The sequence below is a fragment of the Nocardioides sp. CPCC 206347 genome (assembly GCF_048654605.1).
GTDB lineage: Bacteria > Actinomycetota > Actinomycetes > Propionibacteriales > Nocardioidaceae > Nocardioides.
In genome coordinates this window covers 168,849-184,267 of sequence record NZ_JBMCYZ010000006.1, presented here as the reverse complement: position 1 = coordinate 184,267, position 15,419 = coordinate 168,849, and the positions used below count along the sequence as shown (strand labels likewise).

At 70.7% G+C, this 15,419-nt stretch carries 14 protein-coding genes and 1 tRNA gene; 6 read left to right on the top strand and 9 right to left on the bottom strand.

Annotation, left to right across the window (positions count from 1 at the left end):
- Positions 1-30 precede the first annotated feature (30 nt).
- The 4 genes from ACOACQ_RS20200 (at position 31) to ACOACQ_RS20185 (ending at position 6,213) form a co-directional block, all read left to right on the top strand.
- Positions 31-2,583, top strand: a complete 2,553-nt coding sequence (locus ACOACQ_RS20200; RefSeq protein ID WP_420289147.1) for an AMP-binding protein — start codon at positions 31-33, stop codon at positions 2,581-2,583.
- Positions 2,580-3,599 (top strand): iron ABC transporter substrate-binding protein, encoded by a 1,020-nt coding sequence (locus ACOACQ_RS20195; protein ID WP_378603473.1) that lies wholly within the window; start codon positions 2,580-2,582, stop codon positions 3,597-3,599. Before ACOACQ_RS20200 ends, ACOACQ_RS20195 begins: the two co-directional genes overlap by 4 nt.
- 62 nt (positions 3,600-3,661) lie before the next feature.
- Positions 3,662-5,164, top strand: coding sequence for an ABC transporter permease (locus tag ACOACQ_RS20190; protein WP_378603470.1), 1,503 nt, complete (start codon positions 3,662-3,664; stop codon positions 5,162-5,164).
- Positions 5,161-6,213, top strand: coding sequence for an ABC transporter ATP-binding protein (locus ACOACQ_RS20185; RefSeq protein ID WP_378603467.1), 1,053 nt, complete (start codon positions 5,161-5,163; stop codon positions 6,211-6,213). The genes ACOACQ_RS20190 and ACOACQ_RS20185 overlap by 4 nt, the downstream gene beginning before the upstream one ends.
- A gap of 5 nt (positions 6,214-6,218) precedes the next feature.
- On the opposite strand, the gene ACOACQ_RS20180 is transcribed toward ACOACQ_RS20185, so the two are convergent.
- From ACOACQ_RS20180 to ACOACQ_RS20165, 4 genes are all read right to left on the bottom strand, one after another.
- On the bottom strand, positions 6,219-7,268 hold the full coding sequence (locus ACOACQ_RS20180; protein ID WP_420289146.1) for an LD-carboxypeptidase: 1,050 nt from the start codon (positions 7,266-7,268) through the stop codon (positions 6,219-6,221).
- Between the two features lie 260 nt (positions 7,269-7,528).
- A complete protein-coding gene (locus ACOACQ_RS20175) occupies positions 7,529-8,380 on the bottom strand; it encodes a hypothetical protein (protein WP_420289145.1) in 852 nt (283 codons plus the stop codon).
- Positions 8,381-8,501: 121 nt separating this feature from the next.
- Positions 8,502-9,368 carry a hypothetical protein gene (locus tag ACOACQ_RS20170; protein ID WP_420289144.1) on the bottom strand — a complete coding sequence of 289 codons (867 nt, stop codon included), beginning with the start codon at positions 9,366-9,368 and terminating at the stop codon, positions 8,502-8,504.
- Between the two features lie 142 nt (positions 9,369-9,510).
- Positions 9,511-9,592: transfer RNA gene (locus ACOACQ_RS20165), tRNA-Tyr, on the bottom strand.
- 140 nt (positions 9,593-9,732) lie between these two features.
- Between ACOACQ_RS20165 and ACOACQ_RS20160 the strand changes: the two genes are divergently transcribed.
- Entirely contained in the window at positions 9,733-10,224 is a 492-nt protein-coding gene (locus ACOACQ_RS20160; RefSeq protein WP_378597596.1) for a YajQ family cyclic di-GMP-binding protein, read from the top strand.
- Between the two features lie 100 nt (positions 10,225-10,324).
- Here the strand turns inward: ACOACQ_RS20160 and ACOACQ_RS20155 are convergent, their stop codons facing one another.
- From ACOACQ_RS20155 to ACOACQ_RS20140, 4 genes are all read right to left on the bottom strand, one after another.
- Positions 10,325-11,950: a DNRLRE domain-containing protein gene (locus tag ACOACQ_RS20155; RefSeq protein ID WP_378597597.1), complete on the bottom strand. Its 1,626-nt coding sequence runs from the start codon at positions 11,948-11,950 to the stop codon at positions 10,325-10,327.
- A 114-nt stretch (positions 11,951-12,064) separates the two neighbouring features.
- Positions 12,065-13,051 (bottom strand): DNA topoisomerase IB, encoded by a 987-nt coding sequence (locus ACOACQ_RS20150; RefSeq protein WP_378597598.1) that lies wholly within the window; start codon positions 13,049-13,051, stop codon positions 12,065-12,067.
- A 65-nt stretch (positions 13,052-13,116) separates the two neighbouring features.
- On the bottom strand, positions 13,117-13,569 hold the full coding sequence (locus ACOACQ_RS20145; protein ID WP_378597599.1) for an RrF2 family transcriptional regulator: 453 nt from the start codon (positions 13,567-13,569) through the stop codon (positions 13,117-13,119).
- A gap of 86 nt (positions 13,570-13,655) precedes the next feature.
- A complete protein-coding gene (locus tag ACOACQ_RS20140; RefSeq protein WP_378597600.1) occupies positions 13,656-14,405 on the bottom strand; it encodes an SDR family oxidoreductase in 750 nt (249 codons plus the stop codon).
- A gap of 97 nt (positions 14,406-14,502) precedes the next feature.
- Between ACOACQ_RS20140 and ACOACQ_RS20135 the strand changes: the two genes are divergently transcribed.
- Positions 14,503-15,000 (top strand): SRPBCC domain-containing protein, encoded by a 498-nt coding sequence (locus ACOACQ_RS20135; RefSeq protein WP_378597601.1) that lies wholly within the window; start codon positions 14,503-14,505, stop codon positions 14,998-15,000.
- Here the strand turns inward: ACOACQ_RS20135 and ACOACQ_RS20130 are convergent.
- Positions 14,942-15,406, bottom strand: a complete 465-nt coding sequence (locus ACOACQ_RS20130; RefSeq protein ID WP_378597602.1) for a hypothetical protein — start codon at positions 15,404-15,406, stop codon at positions 14,942-14,944. The two genes, ACOACQ_RS20135 and ACOACQ_RS20130, sit on opposite strands and share 59 nt — an antisense overlap.
- Between the last annotated feature and the right edge of the window lie 13 nt (positions 15,407-15,419).

Sequence of the window (15,419 nt, the reverse complement as noted above, 5' to 3'; positions counted from 1 at the left end):
CTGAGGCCAACCTTGCCTTACCCTTCACGGGTGGGGGAAGGCACCGCAGTCACACAGGTCGAGCACCCGGTCCTCGCGACCGGGTTCGCCGTCGACCTCGCGCGCCATGGCGACCGTCCCGCCCTGCACACGGCGGACGGCAGCATCAGCTACGCCACCCTGGCTCGCCGCGTCGCGGCGGCCCGCACCGGGCTCGACGCCCTGGCCGGCCCGACCCGCCAGCTCGTCCGGTTGAGCCCGGCCCCCACGGTCGACTTCGTCGTGGCCTGGCTGGCCTCGCTGTCCGGCGGGCACGCCACCCTGCTGACGCACAACGACGGCCTCGCCCGGGCCTACACCTCCTCCATCGAGTACGACGACCGCGAGTGGCGTCCGACAGGCGCTCCGGCGCCCGCCCTCCACCCCGACCTGCGCCTGCTGCTCAGCACGTCCGGCTCGACCGGGTCACCCAAGCTCGTGCGCCTGTCGCAGGCCAACCTCGACGCCAACGCGACCGCCATCGCGTCGTACCTCGGCCTGCGCAGCGACGACGTCGCGGTCACCACGCTGCCGCTCGACTACTGCTACGGCCTGTCGGTCCTGCACAGCCACCTCGCGGTCGGGGCATCCCTGATGCTCGACGACAGGTCGGTCACCGACCCGGGCCTGTGGGCCGATGCCCGCGACCGCGGCGTGACGTCGTTCGCCGGCGTCCCGTACACCTTCGACCTGCTCGGCGCGGCCGGCTGGCCCGAGCTCCCGGCACTGCGGCAGGTCACCCAGGCCGGCGGCCGGATGGCGCCCGAGCGGGTCACCGCACTGGCCGAGCAGGGCCGCATCGAGGGCTGGGACCTGTTCGTCATGTACGGCCAGACCGAGGCGACCGCACGGATGGCCTACCTGCCGCCGGCCCTCAACCTGACCCATCCGGCGGCGGTCGGCGTCGCGGTTCCCGGCGGCGCCTTCCGGATCGATCCGGTGGACGGCACCGAGCCCGGCGTCGGCGAGCTCGTCTACTCCGGTCCGAACGTGATGATGGGCTACGCCGAGTCCCCGGCCGACCTGGCACTGGGCCAGGGCAGCCAGGAGCTGCACACCGGCGACCTCGCCCGGATCACCGACGGGCTCGTCCAGATCGTCGGGCGTCGCTCACGCTTCGCGAAGGTGTTCGGCGAACGCATCGACCTGGACCGGGTGCAGACCCTGCTGTGCCTCGGCGGCCACGACGTGGCCTGCGCGGAAGCCGCCGACGGCTCCGGACTGGTGGTGGCGGTGCCCGGTCCGTCCGACGCCCTCACCCTCGACGAGGTGCGCGCAGCGACGGCCGCCGACACCCGGTTGCCCGGCCACGCGATCCGCGTCGTACCGGTCGACGACCTGCCCCGGTTGCCGAACGGCAAGGTCGACCAGCAGGCCGTCGCCCGCCTCGAGGTGCCCGAGGTCGTCGACCAGGGCACGGCCGCCACCTCGATCGCCCGCCTCTACGAGCGGATCCTCGGAGCCGGCCCGGTCGGGCCCGACGACTCCTTCGTCGGCCTCGGCGGCGACTCCCTGTCCTACGTCGAGCTCTCGCTCCGTCTCGAGCGACGGATCGGCCGACTGCCTGCCGACTGGCCGCGTCGCTCCATCGAGGACCTCGCCACCCTGCTGGGCAACGCCGACCACCCGCGGCGCCGGGGCTGGGCACGCATCGACACGACGATCGCGCTGCGTGCCGCCGCCATCGTCTTCATCGTCGGCACCCACACGAACCTGTGGCTGCTCTACGGCGGTGCCCACGTGCTCCTCGCCGTCGCCGGCGCCAACTTCGCCCGCTTCCACCTCGCCGACGAGAGTCCGCGCGACCGGGTGCGCCGGGTGTTCCGCGCCACCAGCCGGGTCGTCGTACCGGCTGTCCTGTGGATCGGCGCGGTGTCGCTGGTGACGGGCGAATACCCGTGGCGCAGCGTGTTCCTGCTCAACGACGTGCTCGGCACCCGGACGTGGTCCGAGCCGGCCTGGCACTACTGGTTCATCGAAGTCATCGTGCTCTTCGCGGTCGGTGCCGGACTGCTGATGGCGATCCCGCGCGTGATGGCGCTCGAGCGCCGGCACCGCTTCGCACTCGCCGCCGGTCTCACCGCCCTGGCGCTCCTCCCGCGCTTCTGGGCCACCGTGTCGTCGTACGACGGCGACGTGATCCACTCCTCGACCTTCGTCGCGTGGCTCTTCCTCGGCGGGTGGGCGGCGTCGGTCGCCCGGAATGCGCCCCAGCGACTCCTCGTCACCACCCTGCTGCTGGCGGGCGCCTTCGACCTCACCGGTGACGTCGCCCGCGACCTGATGATCGCCGGCGGCGTGCTCCTGCTGGTGTGGGTGGCGACGGTGCCGTGGCCACGGGTCCTGGTCGGCCTGACCGGAACGATCGCCAGCGCCTCGCTCTACGTCTACCTCACCCACTGGCAGATCTACCCCCACCTGGAGCACCGCTGGCCGCTCGCCGGACTGCTGGTCTCCCTCGCCGCCGGCGTCCTCACGTGGCACCTGGTGAACCGGGCCACCGCGCTGGCCGCCCGGCGCTCTCACTACGCTCCCCATCGAACCGAACGACAGGAATCCCGATGAAGAACCGCCTGCTGCGCGCCGGTCTCGGCCTCGCCGCCGTCACGCTCGTCGCTCCGATGCTCGCTGCCTGCAGCGGTGACGACGACGAGCCCAAGCTGGTCATCTACAACGCCCAGCACGAGCCGCTGCTCAAGGAGCTGGCCCCGGCGTTCACGAAGGAGACCGGCATCGAGGTCGAGCTCCGCAACGGCAAGGACCTCGAGCTCTCCAACCAGCTCGTCCAGGAGGGCGACGCGTCGCCGGCCGACGTGTTCCTCACCGAGAACTCCCCCGCCATGTCGCAGGTCGAGGCAGCCGGCCTGTTCGAGAAGCTGCCCGCCGACCTGGTGGCGCCGATCCCCGCGCAGTACCGCCCCCGCAGCGGCCTGTGGACCGGTTTCGTGGCGCGCTCGACGGTGCTCGTCTACAACACCGACAAGGTCCAGCCGTCCGACCTCCCGGCCTCGCTCCTCGACCTGGCGAAGCCCGAGTGGAAGGGCCGCCTGTCCTTCTCCCCGACCGGCGCCGACTTCCAGGCGATCGTCGCCGCGGTCCTCGAGCTCGAGGGTGCGGAGGCCACGAAGGCGTGGCTCGAGGGCATCAAGGAGAACGGCAAGGTCTACGACGGCAACAACCTCGTGCTGGAGGCCGTCGACTCCGGTGAGATCGAGGTCGGCATCGTCTACCACTACTACTGGGAGCGCGACCACAAGGAGAACGGCGACGTCTCCGACAACAGCGAGCAGTACTACTTCACCAAGCAGGACCCCGGCGCGTTCGTGAGCGTCTCCGGTGCGGGCGTCCTGAAGTCCAGCGACATGAAGGACGAGGCCGAGCAGTTCATCGAGTTCCTGGTGAACGAGAAGGGCCAGCAGGTGCTCGCCGACAGCTATGCGCTGGAGTACCCGCTCAACCCGGCCGTGCAGCTCGAGGGCGTGGCCAAGCCGTTCAGTGAGCTCCAGCCGCCGGAGATCAATGTCTCCGACCTCGACGCGAAGGCCACCTTCGCGCTCATGACCGAGGTCGGATTCTTCTGAGCACGGACCAGGCCCAGCGACCCCCCGTGGCCGGCAGGCCGCGGGGGGTTGCTGCGCCTGCCTTGCCCCTCCTCGTCGTCGGACTCCTGATCGCGGCGCTGACCCTGGTGCCGCTCGGGTACGTCCTGTGGACCACCGCCGAGCTCGGCCGCGACGAGGCCACGAACTTCCTGTGGCGGCCCCGGATCGGCGAGCTGCTCTGGAACACCACGCGCCTGCTGGTGGCGGGCGTGTTCACGAGCGTCGTGGTCGGCGTTGCCGGGGCGTGGGTGGTCGAGCGCACCGACGTACCGGCGCGGGTGTGGTGGCACGGCCTGCTCTGCGCGCCCCTGGCGGTCCCGGCGTTCGTCAACGGCTACGGCTGGGTCTCGCTGACCCACGACGTGCAGTCCTTCCCGGGCGCGGTGATGGTCGTGACGCTGTCGTACTTCCCGCTCGTCTACCTCCCGACCGTCGCCGCGCTGCGCCGCCTCGACCCCGCCGTCGAGGAGGTCGCCACCGCGCTCGGCAAGGGGCCTTGGCAGGTCTTCTTCCGGGTCACCCTGCCGGCGATCAGCCCGGCCGTGCTGGGCGGTTCGCTCCTCGTGGGCCTGCACCTGCTGGCCGAGTACGGCGCCCTGCAGCTGCTCAACTACCCGACCCTGACGACCGCGATCCTCCAGCAGTACGCCACGGTCTTCAACGGGCCGGAAGCCACCCTGCTGGCCCTGGTCCTCGTGGTCTTCTGCCTGCTCCTGCTCGGCATCGAGCTGCTCCTGCGCGGCCGGGGTTCGCGGGCGCGCGTCGGGTCCGGCACCAACCGCCAGTTCGCCCCGATCCGTCTCGGCCGGCACAAGCCGTGGGTCGTCGGCTCGCTCGCCCTGCTGGCCGTGTGGGCCCTCGGCGTCCCGCTGGGCAGCCTCGCCCGCTGGCTGGCGCGCGGCACCTCCGCCGGTGTCGACATGAGTGAGCTGACCGGCGCCCTCTGGTCGACGCTGATGCTCGCCGTCCTCGGCGGTGCCCTCGCGACCGCCGCGGCCATCCCGGTCGTGTGGCTCGCCGTGCGGCACCGCAGCCTGCTGACCACCAGCATCGAACGCAGCGTCTACACCGCGAGCGCGATGCCCGGCATCGTGATCGCGCTGGCGCTGGTGACCGTGTCGATCCGCGTGGTCCCGTCGGTCTACCAGACCCTCGGGCTGCTGCTGATCGGTTACCTGATCCTGTTCCTGCCCCGTGCCGTGGTCAGCGTCCGGGCCACCTTCGAACTGGTGCCCCCCGGCATCGAGGAGGTCGGGCGCAGCCTGGGCTGCACCGGGCCGGAGGTCGCGCGCCGCGTCACGCTGCCCCTCGTCGTACCCGGCCTGGCGGCGGCTGCGGCACTCGTCGCGCTGGCCGTCTCCACCGAACTCACGGCCACCCTGCTGCTCGCCCCGATCGGCACCGATACGCTCGCCACCGAGTTCTGGTCCGATGCCTCCTCGATCGCCTACGGTGCCGCGGCGCCGTACGCGCTGGCCTTGATCCTGCTCTCCGTTCCGTCCACCTGGCTGCTGGCCCGGCTGAGCATGAGGAGCCGTTCGTGACCACCCCGATGAGCGCGGCCCTGGAGATCCGCGGCCTCGAAGCGGGGTACGGCGGCGCCCCCGTCCTGCACGGCCTCGACCTCGTCGTGCCCGGCGGAGTGACCTCGATCCTCGGGTCGTCGGGCTGCGGCAAGACCACCCTGCTGCGTGCCGTCGCCGGCTTCGTCCGGCCCTCCGGCGGCAGCATCACCGTCGCCGGCACCGAGGTGGTCGGCGGTCGCCGCGTCGTGCCCGCCCGCCAGCGCGGACTCGGCTACGTGCCGCAGGAAGGCGCACTGTTCCCGCACCTGACCGTCGCACGCAACGTCGCCTTCGGCCTCCCCCGCGCCGAGCGGCGCGACGCCCACGGTCGCGTCGCCGAGGCTCTCGAGCTGGTGGAGCTGGCGCCCGAGCTCGCCGGCCGGTTCCCGCACGAGCTCTCGGGCGGTCAACAGCAGCGGGTGGCACTGGCCCGCGCCCTGGCGCCGCGCCCGAAGCTGGTCCTGCTCGACGAACCGTTCTCCTCCCTCGACGCGTCGTTGCGCGAAGAGACCGGCCGGGCCGTCGTCCGCGCCCTGCGGGCCGCGGATGCTGCCGCCGTCCTGGTCACCCACGACCAGGGCGAGGCATTGTCGCTCGCTGACCAGGTCGCCGTGATGGTGGACGGCCAGTTCCTCCAGGTCGCGGCGCCCACGACGGTCTACCTCGAGCCCGCCGATCCCCGCGTCGCGTCCTTCATCGGCCACGCGTCCCTGCTGCCCGGCCACGTCGACGCGTCCGGCACCGGCCATTGCGCACTCGGCACCGTGTCCACGCAGTCCCCCGTCGGGTCGGGCGGTGCAGCGCAGTTCGCGGTCCGGTCCGAGCAGCTGCAGATCCGGCCCGCCGACGGCGACGGCACCCCGGGCGAGGTGCTCGACGTCAGCTTCTTCGGCCACGACGCGACCATCCGGGTCCGCCTCGAGTCCGGCGAGCACGTCGCAGCGCGGACGCCGGCCGACTCCGTGCCGCTGGCCGGGGACCGGGTCCGGGTCGGCGTGGTCGGCCACGTCGTGACCTTCCCCGCCTGAGCCTCTCAGGCGTAGTCGGCCCAGACCCGCTGCTCGACGCCGTCGACGGTCACCTCGCCGCCGTGCGGCACGATCCACTGCGGCCGCGTGTGCCCGAACGGGACGCCGACGCACACGACCGCGTCCGGGTTGTAGCGGGCCACCTCGGCGACGACCGCATCGCGTTGCGCGGCCCGTAGCTGGACGCGCTCCTCGGGCGCGGGCTGGACGACGAAGTCCGAGACCGGTGGGCGGGCCACCAGCACCGCATCGACCGCGGCGAGCACGCCGCGCTCCCCCAGCGCCCGCACGATCCAGCCCACCTCACGGGCGGGGAGCAGCTCCTCGGAGGCTTCCAGCAGGAGTACGCCGCCGTCGAGCTCCTCGGGCCCGGAGCGGAACCGCCCGGCGGTGAACAGCTGCGGGAGCACCTCGAAGCAACCACCCCAGGTCGGGCCGGTCACGACACGCTGCGGCCCGAACCACTCCCACGGCTCGCTGGGCTCCCGGTCGCCGTACTCGCTCAATGCGAGGGGGTCGTCCCACCCCAAGCCGATGTCCTGCGACCAGTCCGGGCGGGTGAGCTCGATCCGTTCGCCGGTCAGCAGTGCGGCACGGAGCGCGGCTGCGTGGATGTCGTCGACGGCAGGCCCGGGGCCCAGGTGGACCTGGGTGGATCCGCCGTAGAAGCTGGCGATCCCCGCGGCCCACAGCCACTGGTGGAGGTGGGTGTTGTCGCTGTACCCGAGGAACGGCTTCGGGTCGGCGCGCGCGAGACCGGCGTCGAGGTGCGGGATCACCGTGATCTGGTCGAACCCGCCGACCACCGCATGGATGGCCCGGATCGTCGGGTCCGCGAAGGCCGCATTGATGTCGGCCGCCCGCGCCTCGGGACTCGCGCCGACCTGACGGGTGGTCGGGAACTCCACCGGCACCAGGCCGGTCACCTCAGCGAGCCGGACCATCGCCTGCTCGTGGATCTCCGGAAAGGCGCCAGCCGCTGCGAACGACGGCGACAGGACGGCGATCCGGTCCCCCGGACGGGCCTTGGGCGGGTGGACCAGTTCGCGACTCATGGCTCCAGTCAAGCATCGGGTACGACGAAACCCCGACCGCTTTTCCGGCTCACCAGCCCCACTGCTCGGGACCGAACCGACCCCACGCCACGAACAGGCATGCGGCCATGAAGAGCAGGTCGCCGACGAGGGCGCCGTACTCACCCCGCCGCAGCCGGGTCAGGTCTGCTCCCTGCCAAGGGCGCCGGTGTGGCGCCCGAACACCCACGAGACACCGCGGGAGCCCGACGCGTGACAGGGAGCAGACCGGCGAACCAGCGTCAGCAGACCAGCGTCAGGAAGAACGCGCTGTCGACCGGTGCGTTGGACGGCAGCCGCACCTGCACGGTCGCCTGGGGAAGGTTGGGGGCGACGGTGATGGACACCAAGGCGTTCGGCACGATCACGTCGCCACTGATCGCTCCGGGAGACCCGGTGATCGCGCAGCTGCGGATGTCCGCGATGCCGGTGAGGACGTAGAGGCCGGCGCTCAGCCTCGAGGCGGTCGCCGTGCCGAGGTCGACGACACCGGTGCTCTTGACGTGGACCTTGTGCACGACGGGCACGACCACGGGCTCGGGTTCGGGAACTGCCTCCCAGGCCACGGTGCCGTTGCCCTGGTTGGTCAGCACCTGACCGTCACCGCCACCCACGCCACTGATCCCGGCAGCGGAGACCAACGTCGAGTAACCGGTGATCTTCACGCCCAGCGTGACCGCGGCAAGGCTCGAGTTCGTCACGACGACCTTGTTCGAGTTGCCGACGTTGACCTTCACCGTCCCGGCACCTGACCCGCCAGCAGCCCACGACACCGTCGTGGGCGACCCGTTGCCCGGCTCCCCGAGCGGAGCGAACGACAAGGTGCCCGCCTTCGTGCCCTTCGCGGTGACCGCCAGCTCGACGACCAGGGCGTTGGTGGGCACCGTCGACGTACCACCGCTCGCCACGAAGACATACGTCTTGCCCGCCGCGACCGACGCCGCAGTCGTGACCAGCTTCGTCGGCGTCAACGGCGTGATCGCCACACCCGTCGTACCGGACGTCGCCGTCGCGCCGGTCAGGCCGAAGGCGAGCAACAGCAATGTCAGTGCACCGACGATCAAGGGCACCCGGCGCGGACCGGCAGTTGGCATGGAACGAGAACGTACGGACACAGGTCACTCCAAGGGTCGCGAGGAACCCTCCCCGCGACGCAGGCTAGACCACCGGCCGCCCGCAGGAGGACGGTTTCGACAGGAGGGTGCGCCGCACGTCTCAGCAGATCGCGGTCAGGTGGAAGTTGCTGCCGACGAAGCTGCCGTCGGACCCCCTGTGGATCTGGACATAGGCGATGTGGGTGTTGCTGAAGCTCACGGAGACGACACCCGTCAGCGCCACGCCCCCGGAGAGGTAGGCGCCGGTCGAGCCGGTGATCGAGCACCCGGCGAGATTCCGCGGGAACGTGACCTGGTAGTCGCCGGGGAAGTTCATCGTGGCCGTCACCCCACCGGACTTCACCACTGCAAGGTCGCTGATGCTCGCGTGCATCACGACGGGCACCACCGGCGGAGCCGGCAGCGCCTTCCAGGCAACGGTGCCGTCCCCGTTGTTGGTCAGCACCTGACCGTTCCCGCCACCCACGCCGCTGATCCCGGCAGCGGACACCAGGGTGGAGTACCCGGTGATCTTCACCCCCACCGTCGCCACAGCCAGGCTCGAGTTCGTCACCACGACCTTGTTCGAGTTGCCGACGTTGACCCGCACCGTCCCGGCACTCGAACCACCCGCAGCCCACGCCACCGCCGTCGGCGAACCATTGCCCGGCTCACCCAACGGAGCGAACGACAACGTCCCCGCCTTCGTGCCCTTCACCGTGATCGCCAGCTCCACCACCAACGCATTGGTCGGCACCGTCGTCGTACCACCGCTCGCTACGAACACATACGTCTTGCCGGGCTGCACCGACGCAGCACCCGTGATGACCTTGACCGGCGCCAACGGCGTGATCGCCACGCCCGTCGTACCGGACGTCGCCGTCGCGCCGGTCAGGCCGAACGCAAGCAACAACAGGGTCAGTGCGCCGGCGACGAGCGGCAATCGACGCGATCCCGAGGTCGGCAAGGAAGGGGCAAGCACGGGCATGATCACTCCAGGGTCGTGTGGGACCCCTCCCCGCGAGCCACGCTAACCCCGGATCCGCCATCGCACATGACCCGTTCGGACCATCCCGGAAACGCCGAAACCCGGCCCCCTTCTCAGGAGGCCGGGCTTCGTTCTGTTGCCGTGGCAGATGCAGGATTCGAACCTACGTAGGCGTTGCCGGCTGATTTACAGTCAGCTCCCTTTGGCCACTCGGGCAATCTGCCTGGCTTGTCCCCGACCCCGTTCCACGCCTATGGAACAGCCCTGTGTTGGATGGTCGGCAACGACGAGAAACAATAGCGCAGCACGGCGTTCCACAGAAAACCGCACCATCCCCTTCCGACAGTCAGCGCAGGTGACCACCATGGCCGATTCCTCCTTCGACATCGTCAGCAAGATCGACCGCCAGGAGGTCGACAACGCCCTCGGGCAGGCCGCCCGCGAGATCGCGACCCGGTTCGACTTCAAGGGCACCGGCGCGACCATCGAGTGGAAGGGCGACCAGGCGATCGAGATCACCGCGTCCGCCGACGACCGCGCCAGCGCCGTCCTCAGCGTCTTCCAGGACAAGCTGATCAAGCGTGACCAGTCGCTGAAGATCCTCGACGCCTCCGAGCCGCGCCAGTCGGGACAGCAGTCGAAGATCGACATCGTGCTCAAGGAGGGCATCACCTCCGAGGACGCCAAGAAGATCTCGAAGCTGATCCGCGACGAGGGCCCCAAGGGCGTCAAGGCCCAGATCCAGGGCGACGAGCTCCGCATCTCGTCCAAGAAGCGCGACGACCTGCAGGCCGTGCAGGCGCTCGTGAAGTCGCAGGACCTCGACTTCGCGGTCCAGTTCACCAACTACCGCTGACCGTCTGCGCACAAGCAGTCCGGGCAAGCAAGACCGCCCCGAGGATCGGGATCGATCCTCGGGGCGGTTCTGCGTTTCCTCGGTCCGTGTCGGCTGAGGGTCAGTCCTCTTCGTCGAGGACGACGAACCGCTCAGCGGTGCAGGAGGGCCCGGCAGCGTAGGTGAAGCAGGCGCGGACCTGGAGCGCCAGGGGGCGGGTTGCGGGCGCCTCGAGCGCGGCGTGCCAGGTGAGCAGGCCCGTGGTGGCACGGCCACCGTCGGTGGTGACGGCGCCGTCCCAGGCTGCCTCGCCCTTGTCGACCTTGGTGGCCGTCTGCCAGGCTCCCTGGCCCCAGACCCGCCACTGCAGGGTGGCACCCGTGGCGCCGGCCGGGGCGTCGACCGACACGGCGAAGTCCGCGGTCGAGCTCTCCCACACCGACGGCGCCGTGAAGGTCGGTGCACCGGTGCCGTAGCTGAACGTCACGGTCGCGCCCAGGTTGCCGGCCTTGTCGACCGGCGTGACCTCGAACGTGTGCCAACCGGCGGTGGGCGTGATGGTCGTGGCGTAGTCACCCGAAGCGTTCGCACCGACAGCAGGGGCCTCCTGGCCGTCCACGGTGAGGTAGAAGCCGGCCGTGTCGGCGGAGCCGTTGAGGGTGACCTTGGCCGACGCCGGGGTCGGGTTGGTCCACTGCCCGTTGGTGAGCGTGTCGGAGGTGATCGTGACCTCGGGGGCGGTCACGTCGACCTTGAAGACCTTGTAGATCTTGGCCTTGCTCTTCAACGTGCCGTCGTGGGCGTGGACCAGCACGGTGTAGATGGTGCCGTCGAGCAGCACGCCCGCAGGCATGGTGGCGCTGGCCGTCTCGCCCGAGGCGACCGGTTCACTCGCGCCGCTCCAGACCAGGGGCGCCAGGACGTTGTTGCCCTTGCGGACCTCGAACAGGGCGTGCACCGCGTCGCCCTCGGGGTCAGAGAGCTCGGCGGAGAACGTGGGGGCCAGCGAGGGCACGAGGCCGACCACCTCGGACTCGGGCTCGATGGCCAGCTCCTCCGGCGTGGCCGGGTAGGAGTTGTAGGTGACGGTGATCGTCGCCGCCTTGGTGGCGACACCGTTCTCCGCGGAGCGGTACTTGCGGAAACCGGTCTTCGCGCCCTCCTGGACCGCTGCGACCTGGACGCCGCGCTGGGCCCCGCCGCTCAGCCACGAGTTCACGATCGCGGTGGCGTCGAACGCGACAACACCCTCCGTGGGGCAGCCGGTCGCGCCGTAGGACTTCACCGAGGTCGCGGCGCCCGTCGTGGTGACCGTGGGCTGCTTGGTCCACGTCAGGCCCGGGACCGTCCACAGGCCGGTGACCCGCGACACCTTGATCGCCGATCCTGCACAGGACCCGGTCTCGAAGTTGGACAGTGTCAGGGCCGCGCTCTGCACCACCGCGTCCGCGGGGATGTCAGCGAGTGCCGAGTAGTCGAAGTCGAGGTAGGAACGCGCCTTGGTGATCCCCAGGTTGGCCGAGCCCACCCGCAGCTCCGGCGACGTCGCCTGGCTCGCGGTCTGGCCGATGTTGCTCACCCACGTGTCACCCGTCAGGTCCAGCGTCACCGTGTGGGTGGCCACCGGCTCCTCGAGCACCGCGACACCCTGCGCCGGGGACGCCGCGAGGGCTCCCGACGTCATGGCCGCAACAAGACCGATCGCGGCCGTCGAGGTGATCGAGCCCAGCCAGATACGTCGAGACATCCAAGTCCTCCATCGCCGCCCGAGCGGCCGGGGTGGCCACCTGGATGCGAACCCCCAACTCCCCCGCACGCAACAAGTTACGCAGGGTTCACCAACCAACCCACAGGCTCACGGTCACGCGTGATCGTCAAGGAGCCGGGCAACCGCACGGTCGAGCGCGTCGGGTCCGCCCGGGACCGGGTCCAGCACGGTCCCCGAGTCGAAGAGGTCGATGACCCGGGGGTCGACGTACGCCGACCGGGCAACCGTCGGCGTGTTCCCCAACAATTCCGAGGCTGCCACCACGGCCTCGCGCACCCGCCGGGCTCGCGCCGTCCTCGAACCGGGGTGCGGTTCCTGGGCGAGTACGACGGCCGCGGCGACCGTCGCGTGCCACGTACGGAAGTCCTTCGCAGTCACGTCGAGGCCGGTCAGCGTGCGGATGTGCTCGTTCAGCTCGTCGGCGGCGACCGGCTGCCACCGCGAGCCGACCTTCGACGCCAGGAGGCGGGCACCGGCCGGTCGCCTGCTCGCCGCGTCCAGTGCGGTGATGACGGTGCCGTCGTCGACGGTCACCTCGTGGTCGATGCCGGCCTTGCCCACGAAGCGGAACACGAGACGGTCCTTCTCGCGACGAAGGTGACGTCGTTCCAGGGTGGTGAGCCCGTGGCTGCCGAACTCCTCCGCCGACCCGTCGGACCCCGGACGGAAGCAACCCAGGTCGATCAAGCGCACGCCGACTGCCAGGATCCTGCGGCGCTCGACCTCGTCGTCGCCCGGTGGCGCGACCAGCTGGTGGCGGAGCTTCCGGCGCAGTCCGGGCAACGTCACGGCCAGGGTGCGCACCCGCTCGAACTTCTCCAGGTCGCGTTGCTCGCGCCAGCTCGGGTGATAGAGGTACTGACGACGGCCGGCCTCGTCGGTCCCGACCGCCTGCAGATGGCCTCGCGGGTGCGGACAGATCCAGACGTCCGTCCACGCCGGCGGGATGACGAGGTCCCGGATCCGTTCGACGTCTGCCGCTGGGAGTGGCTCGCCCTGCGCATCCAGGTAACGGAACCCACGCCCGTGCCTGGTCCTGCGCCAGCCTGGCTGCTGGCACGAAACAGTCCGCAGCCTCATTGAGCGCCCCTCACTCTCGAGCACTACCCGCAGGGCCGCTCCGCATGCACCCGGCCTGGTCGAGGTCAGGCCTGCAGGACCTGCTGGAGACCCGAGGTGTCGATGGTCGCCGCCAGGTCGGCGATGGTCGTCCCCGACAGGGACGTCCGCCAGGCGCGTTCCGCCGTGGCCATCGCCTTCGCGACCCCACAGGCAGTGCGGCACTCCTCGGGCGGGAGGGCGAGCTCGCCCTGCTGGCGGATCTCGGTGCAGCGGAACGCCGGCTCGTCACCATCGATGGCCTGGACGACGTCGAGCAGCGTGATGTCCGACGCCGGACGCAGCAGCACGTAGCCGCCGTCACGACCCTCAGTGGGCTGCGCGATCCCGGCGCGCGCGAGCGCCTGCAGGTGCTTGGCGAGATAGGTCTTCGACACACCGTGCAGCGCGGCGAGCCGCGAGCTGGGCACGGGATGTTCGGCCTGGCTGAGGACGACGCAGCAGTGCAGCGCCCACTCCACACCGGCGGAGAGCTTCACGTCGTCACCCCCTCGAGGACGGTCCTGTCGTCATGGGCCGTCGATCGGCGACGGCAGGACCATCCTCGCAGGCGACGCGTGACGGATCAGGCGTGGTCCGCAAGCCACCGGTCCAGCGTCGTCGGGGCGATCCAGGCATCCGCGCCCGGGGTCGGCGTGAGGGCTGCGTCGTCCAGCAACGCGCCGAAGTAGCCCGCCTCGGGGTCGCTGACCACCGCCCGGGCGTCACCGGTCGACGAGAAGCGGCGCCGCACCAGCTCGTCGATGCCCAGCGCCTCCGGTCCGGCGATCTCGACGGTCCCGTTGACCGGCGCTCCCGTCACGATCTCGGCCAGCCGGACGACGACGTCGCTCGATGCGATGGGCTGCAGGCGCCCCGGCGTCGCCCGGACCACGTCGCCCTGGACGGCCGCTTCGGCAATGCCGTCGATGAACTCGAAGAACTGGGTGGACCGCACGATCGTGTACGGCACCGTGCCTTCCCGGACGCCCGCCTCCTGGGCGAGCTTGGCCCGCATGTAGCCGGCCTCGGTGAGCCGGTCGGCGCCCACGATCGACAAGATCACGTGGTGCCCGACGCCGGCCTCGGCCTCCGCTGCGAGCAGGTGACGCGTCGAGTCGCGGAAGAACGCCAGCACGTCGTCGTCGGCCCAGGACGGCGAGTTCGTCAGGTCGACCACGACATCGGCGCCGGCGACGGCCTCGCCGATCCCCTGGCCCGTGGTGGTGTCGATCCCTGCCTCACGACCGAGCGCGACCGCGTCATGACCGGCGCCCGCGAGATGCACCTGGAGCTGGCTGCCGATCAAGCCGGCGCCGAAGATCACGACCTTCATTCCGTCCTCCAAACCTAGACAATATTTGTCGTAGTTTACTACGACATACGTTGTCCGAGTCAAGGCCGGGGCTTGACGGCTCCGCCACCATGGCGCCATGGACCCCGCAGCAGAGATCGAGATCGACGCCCCCCTCGCCGTGGTGTGGGACGTCATGACCGACACCGCCCGCTACGGCGAGTGGAACCCGTTCGTGGAGCGCGCCGAGACCGCCGTGCCCGCACAGGTCGGCAACCCGATCGTGCTGCACGTGGTCTGGGCCGACGGGAAGAAGACCCGCTCCCCCGAGCGGATCACCGCCCTGGACGGACCGACCACCGACCCGGCCAGCGGTACGACGACCGCCCTCATGTCCTACGTCTACGAGGGCCTGCCGTCGAAGCTCGGCCTCGTGCGCGGTGTGCGGCACCAACGCCTGTCACAGCGACCGGGTGGCCCGACGTCGTACACGACGGTCGAGGAGTTCAGCGGCCCGCTCGTGAAGCTGGCCGGCCCCGGCCGCGTGGCCGACGGCTTCCGCCGTCACGCCGAGGGGCTCAAGAAGCGCGCTGAGTCCCTGGCGCGGTCCGGGCAGGCTGGGAACCCGGCGGAATGAGCTCACTGGAGTTGCGCGCCGCCCACAGGGCGAAGGCGAGGACCGCGACTCCGCAGATGATGTCGGCGATGACGTGCGCCTGGCGCCACCAGACCATGTCGGTGGCGCCCGGGATCGTGTAGTGCGCGATGCCGACCAGCCCCGACAGTGAGTAACCGGTCAGGGCGATGGCAGCCGTGGTGATGTGGCGCCGGAACCACAGCAACAGCCCGATGGCACCGAAGGCCGTGAACAGGAACCAGCCGAAGGCGACCAGGGCGGCCGACGGCACGGGCAGCGAGCTGTCCGATGCGGGCACCGGGTAGTCGTCGTAGTTGACGTAGTTGTCGATGTAGTGGACGACCGACACCAGCACCGCGATCGCGAGCAGCCAGCCCAGGACCCGTGTCGCTCGCAGATAGCTCACGGGTCCCAGACTA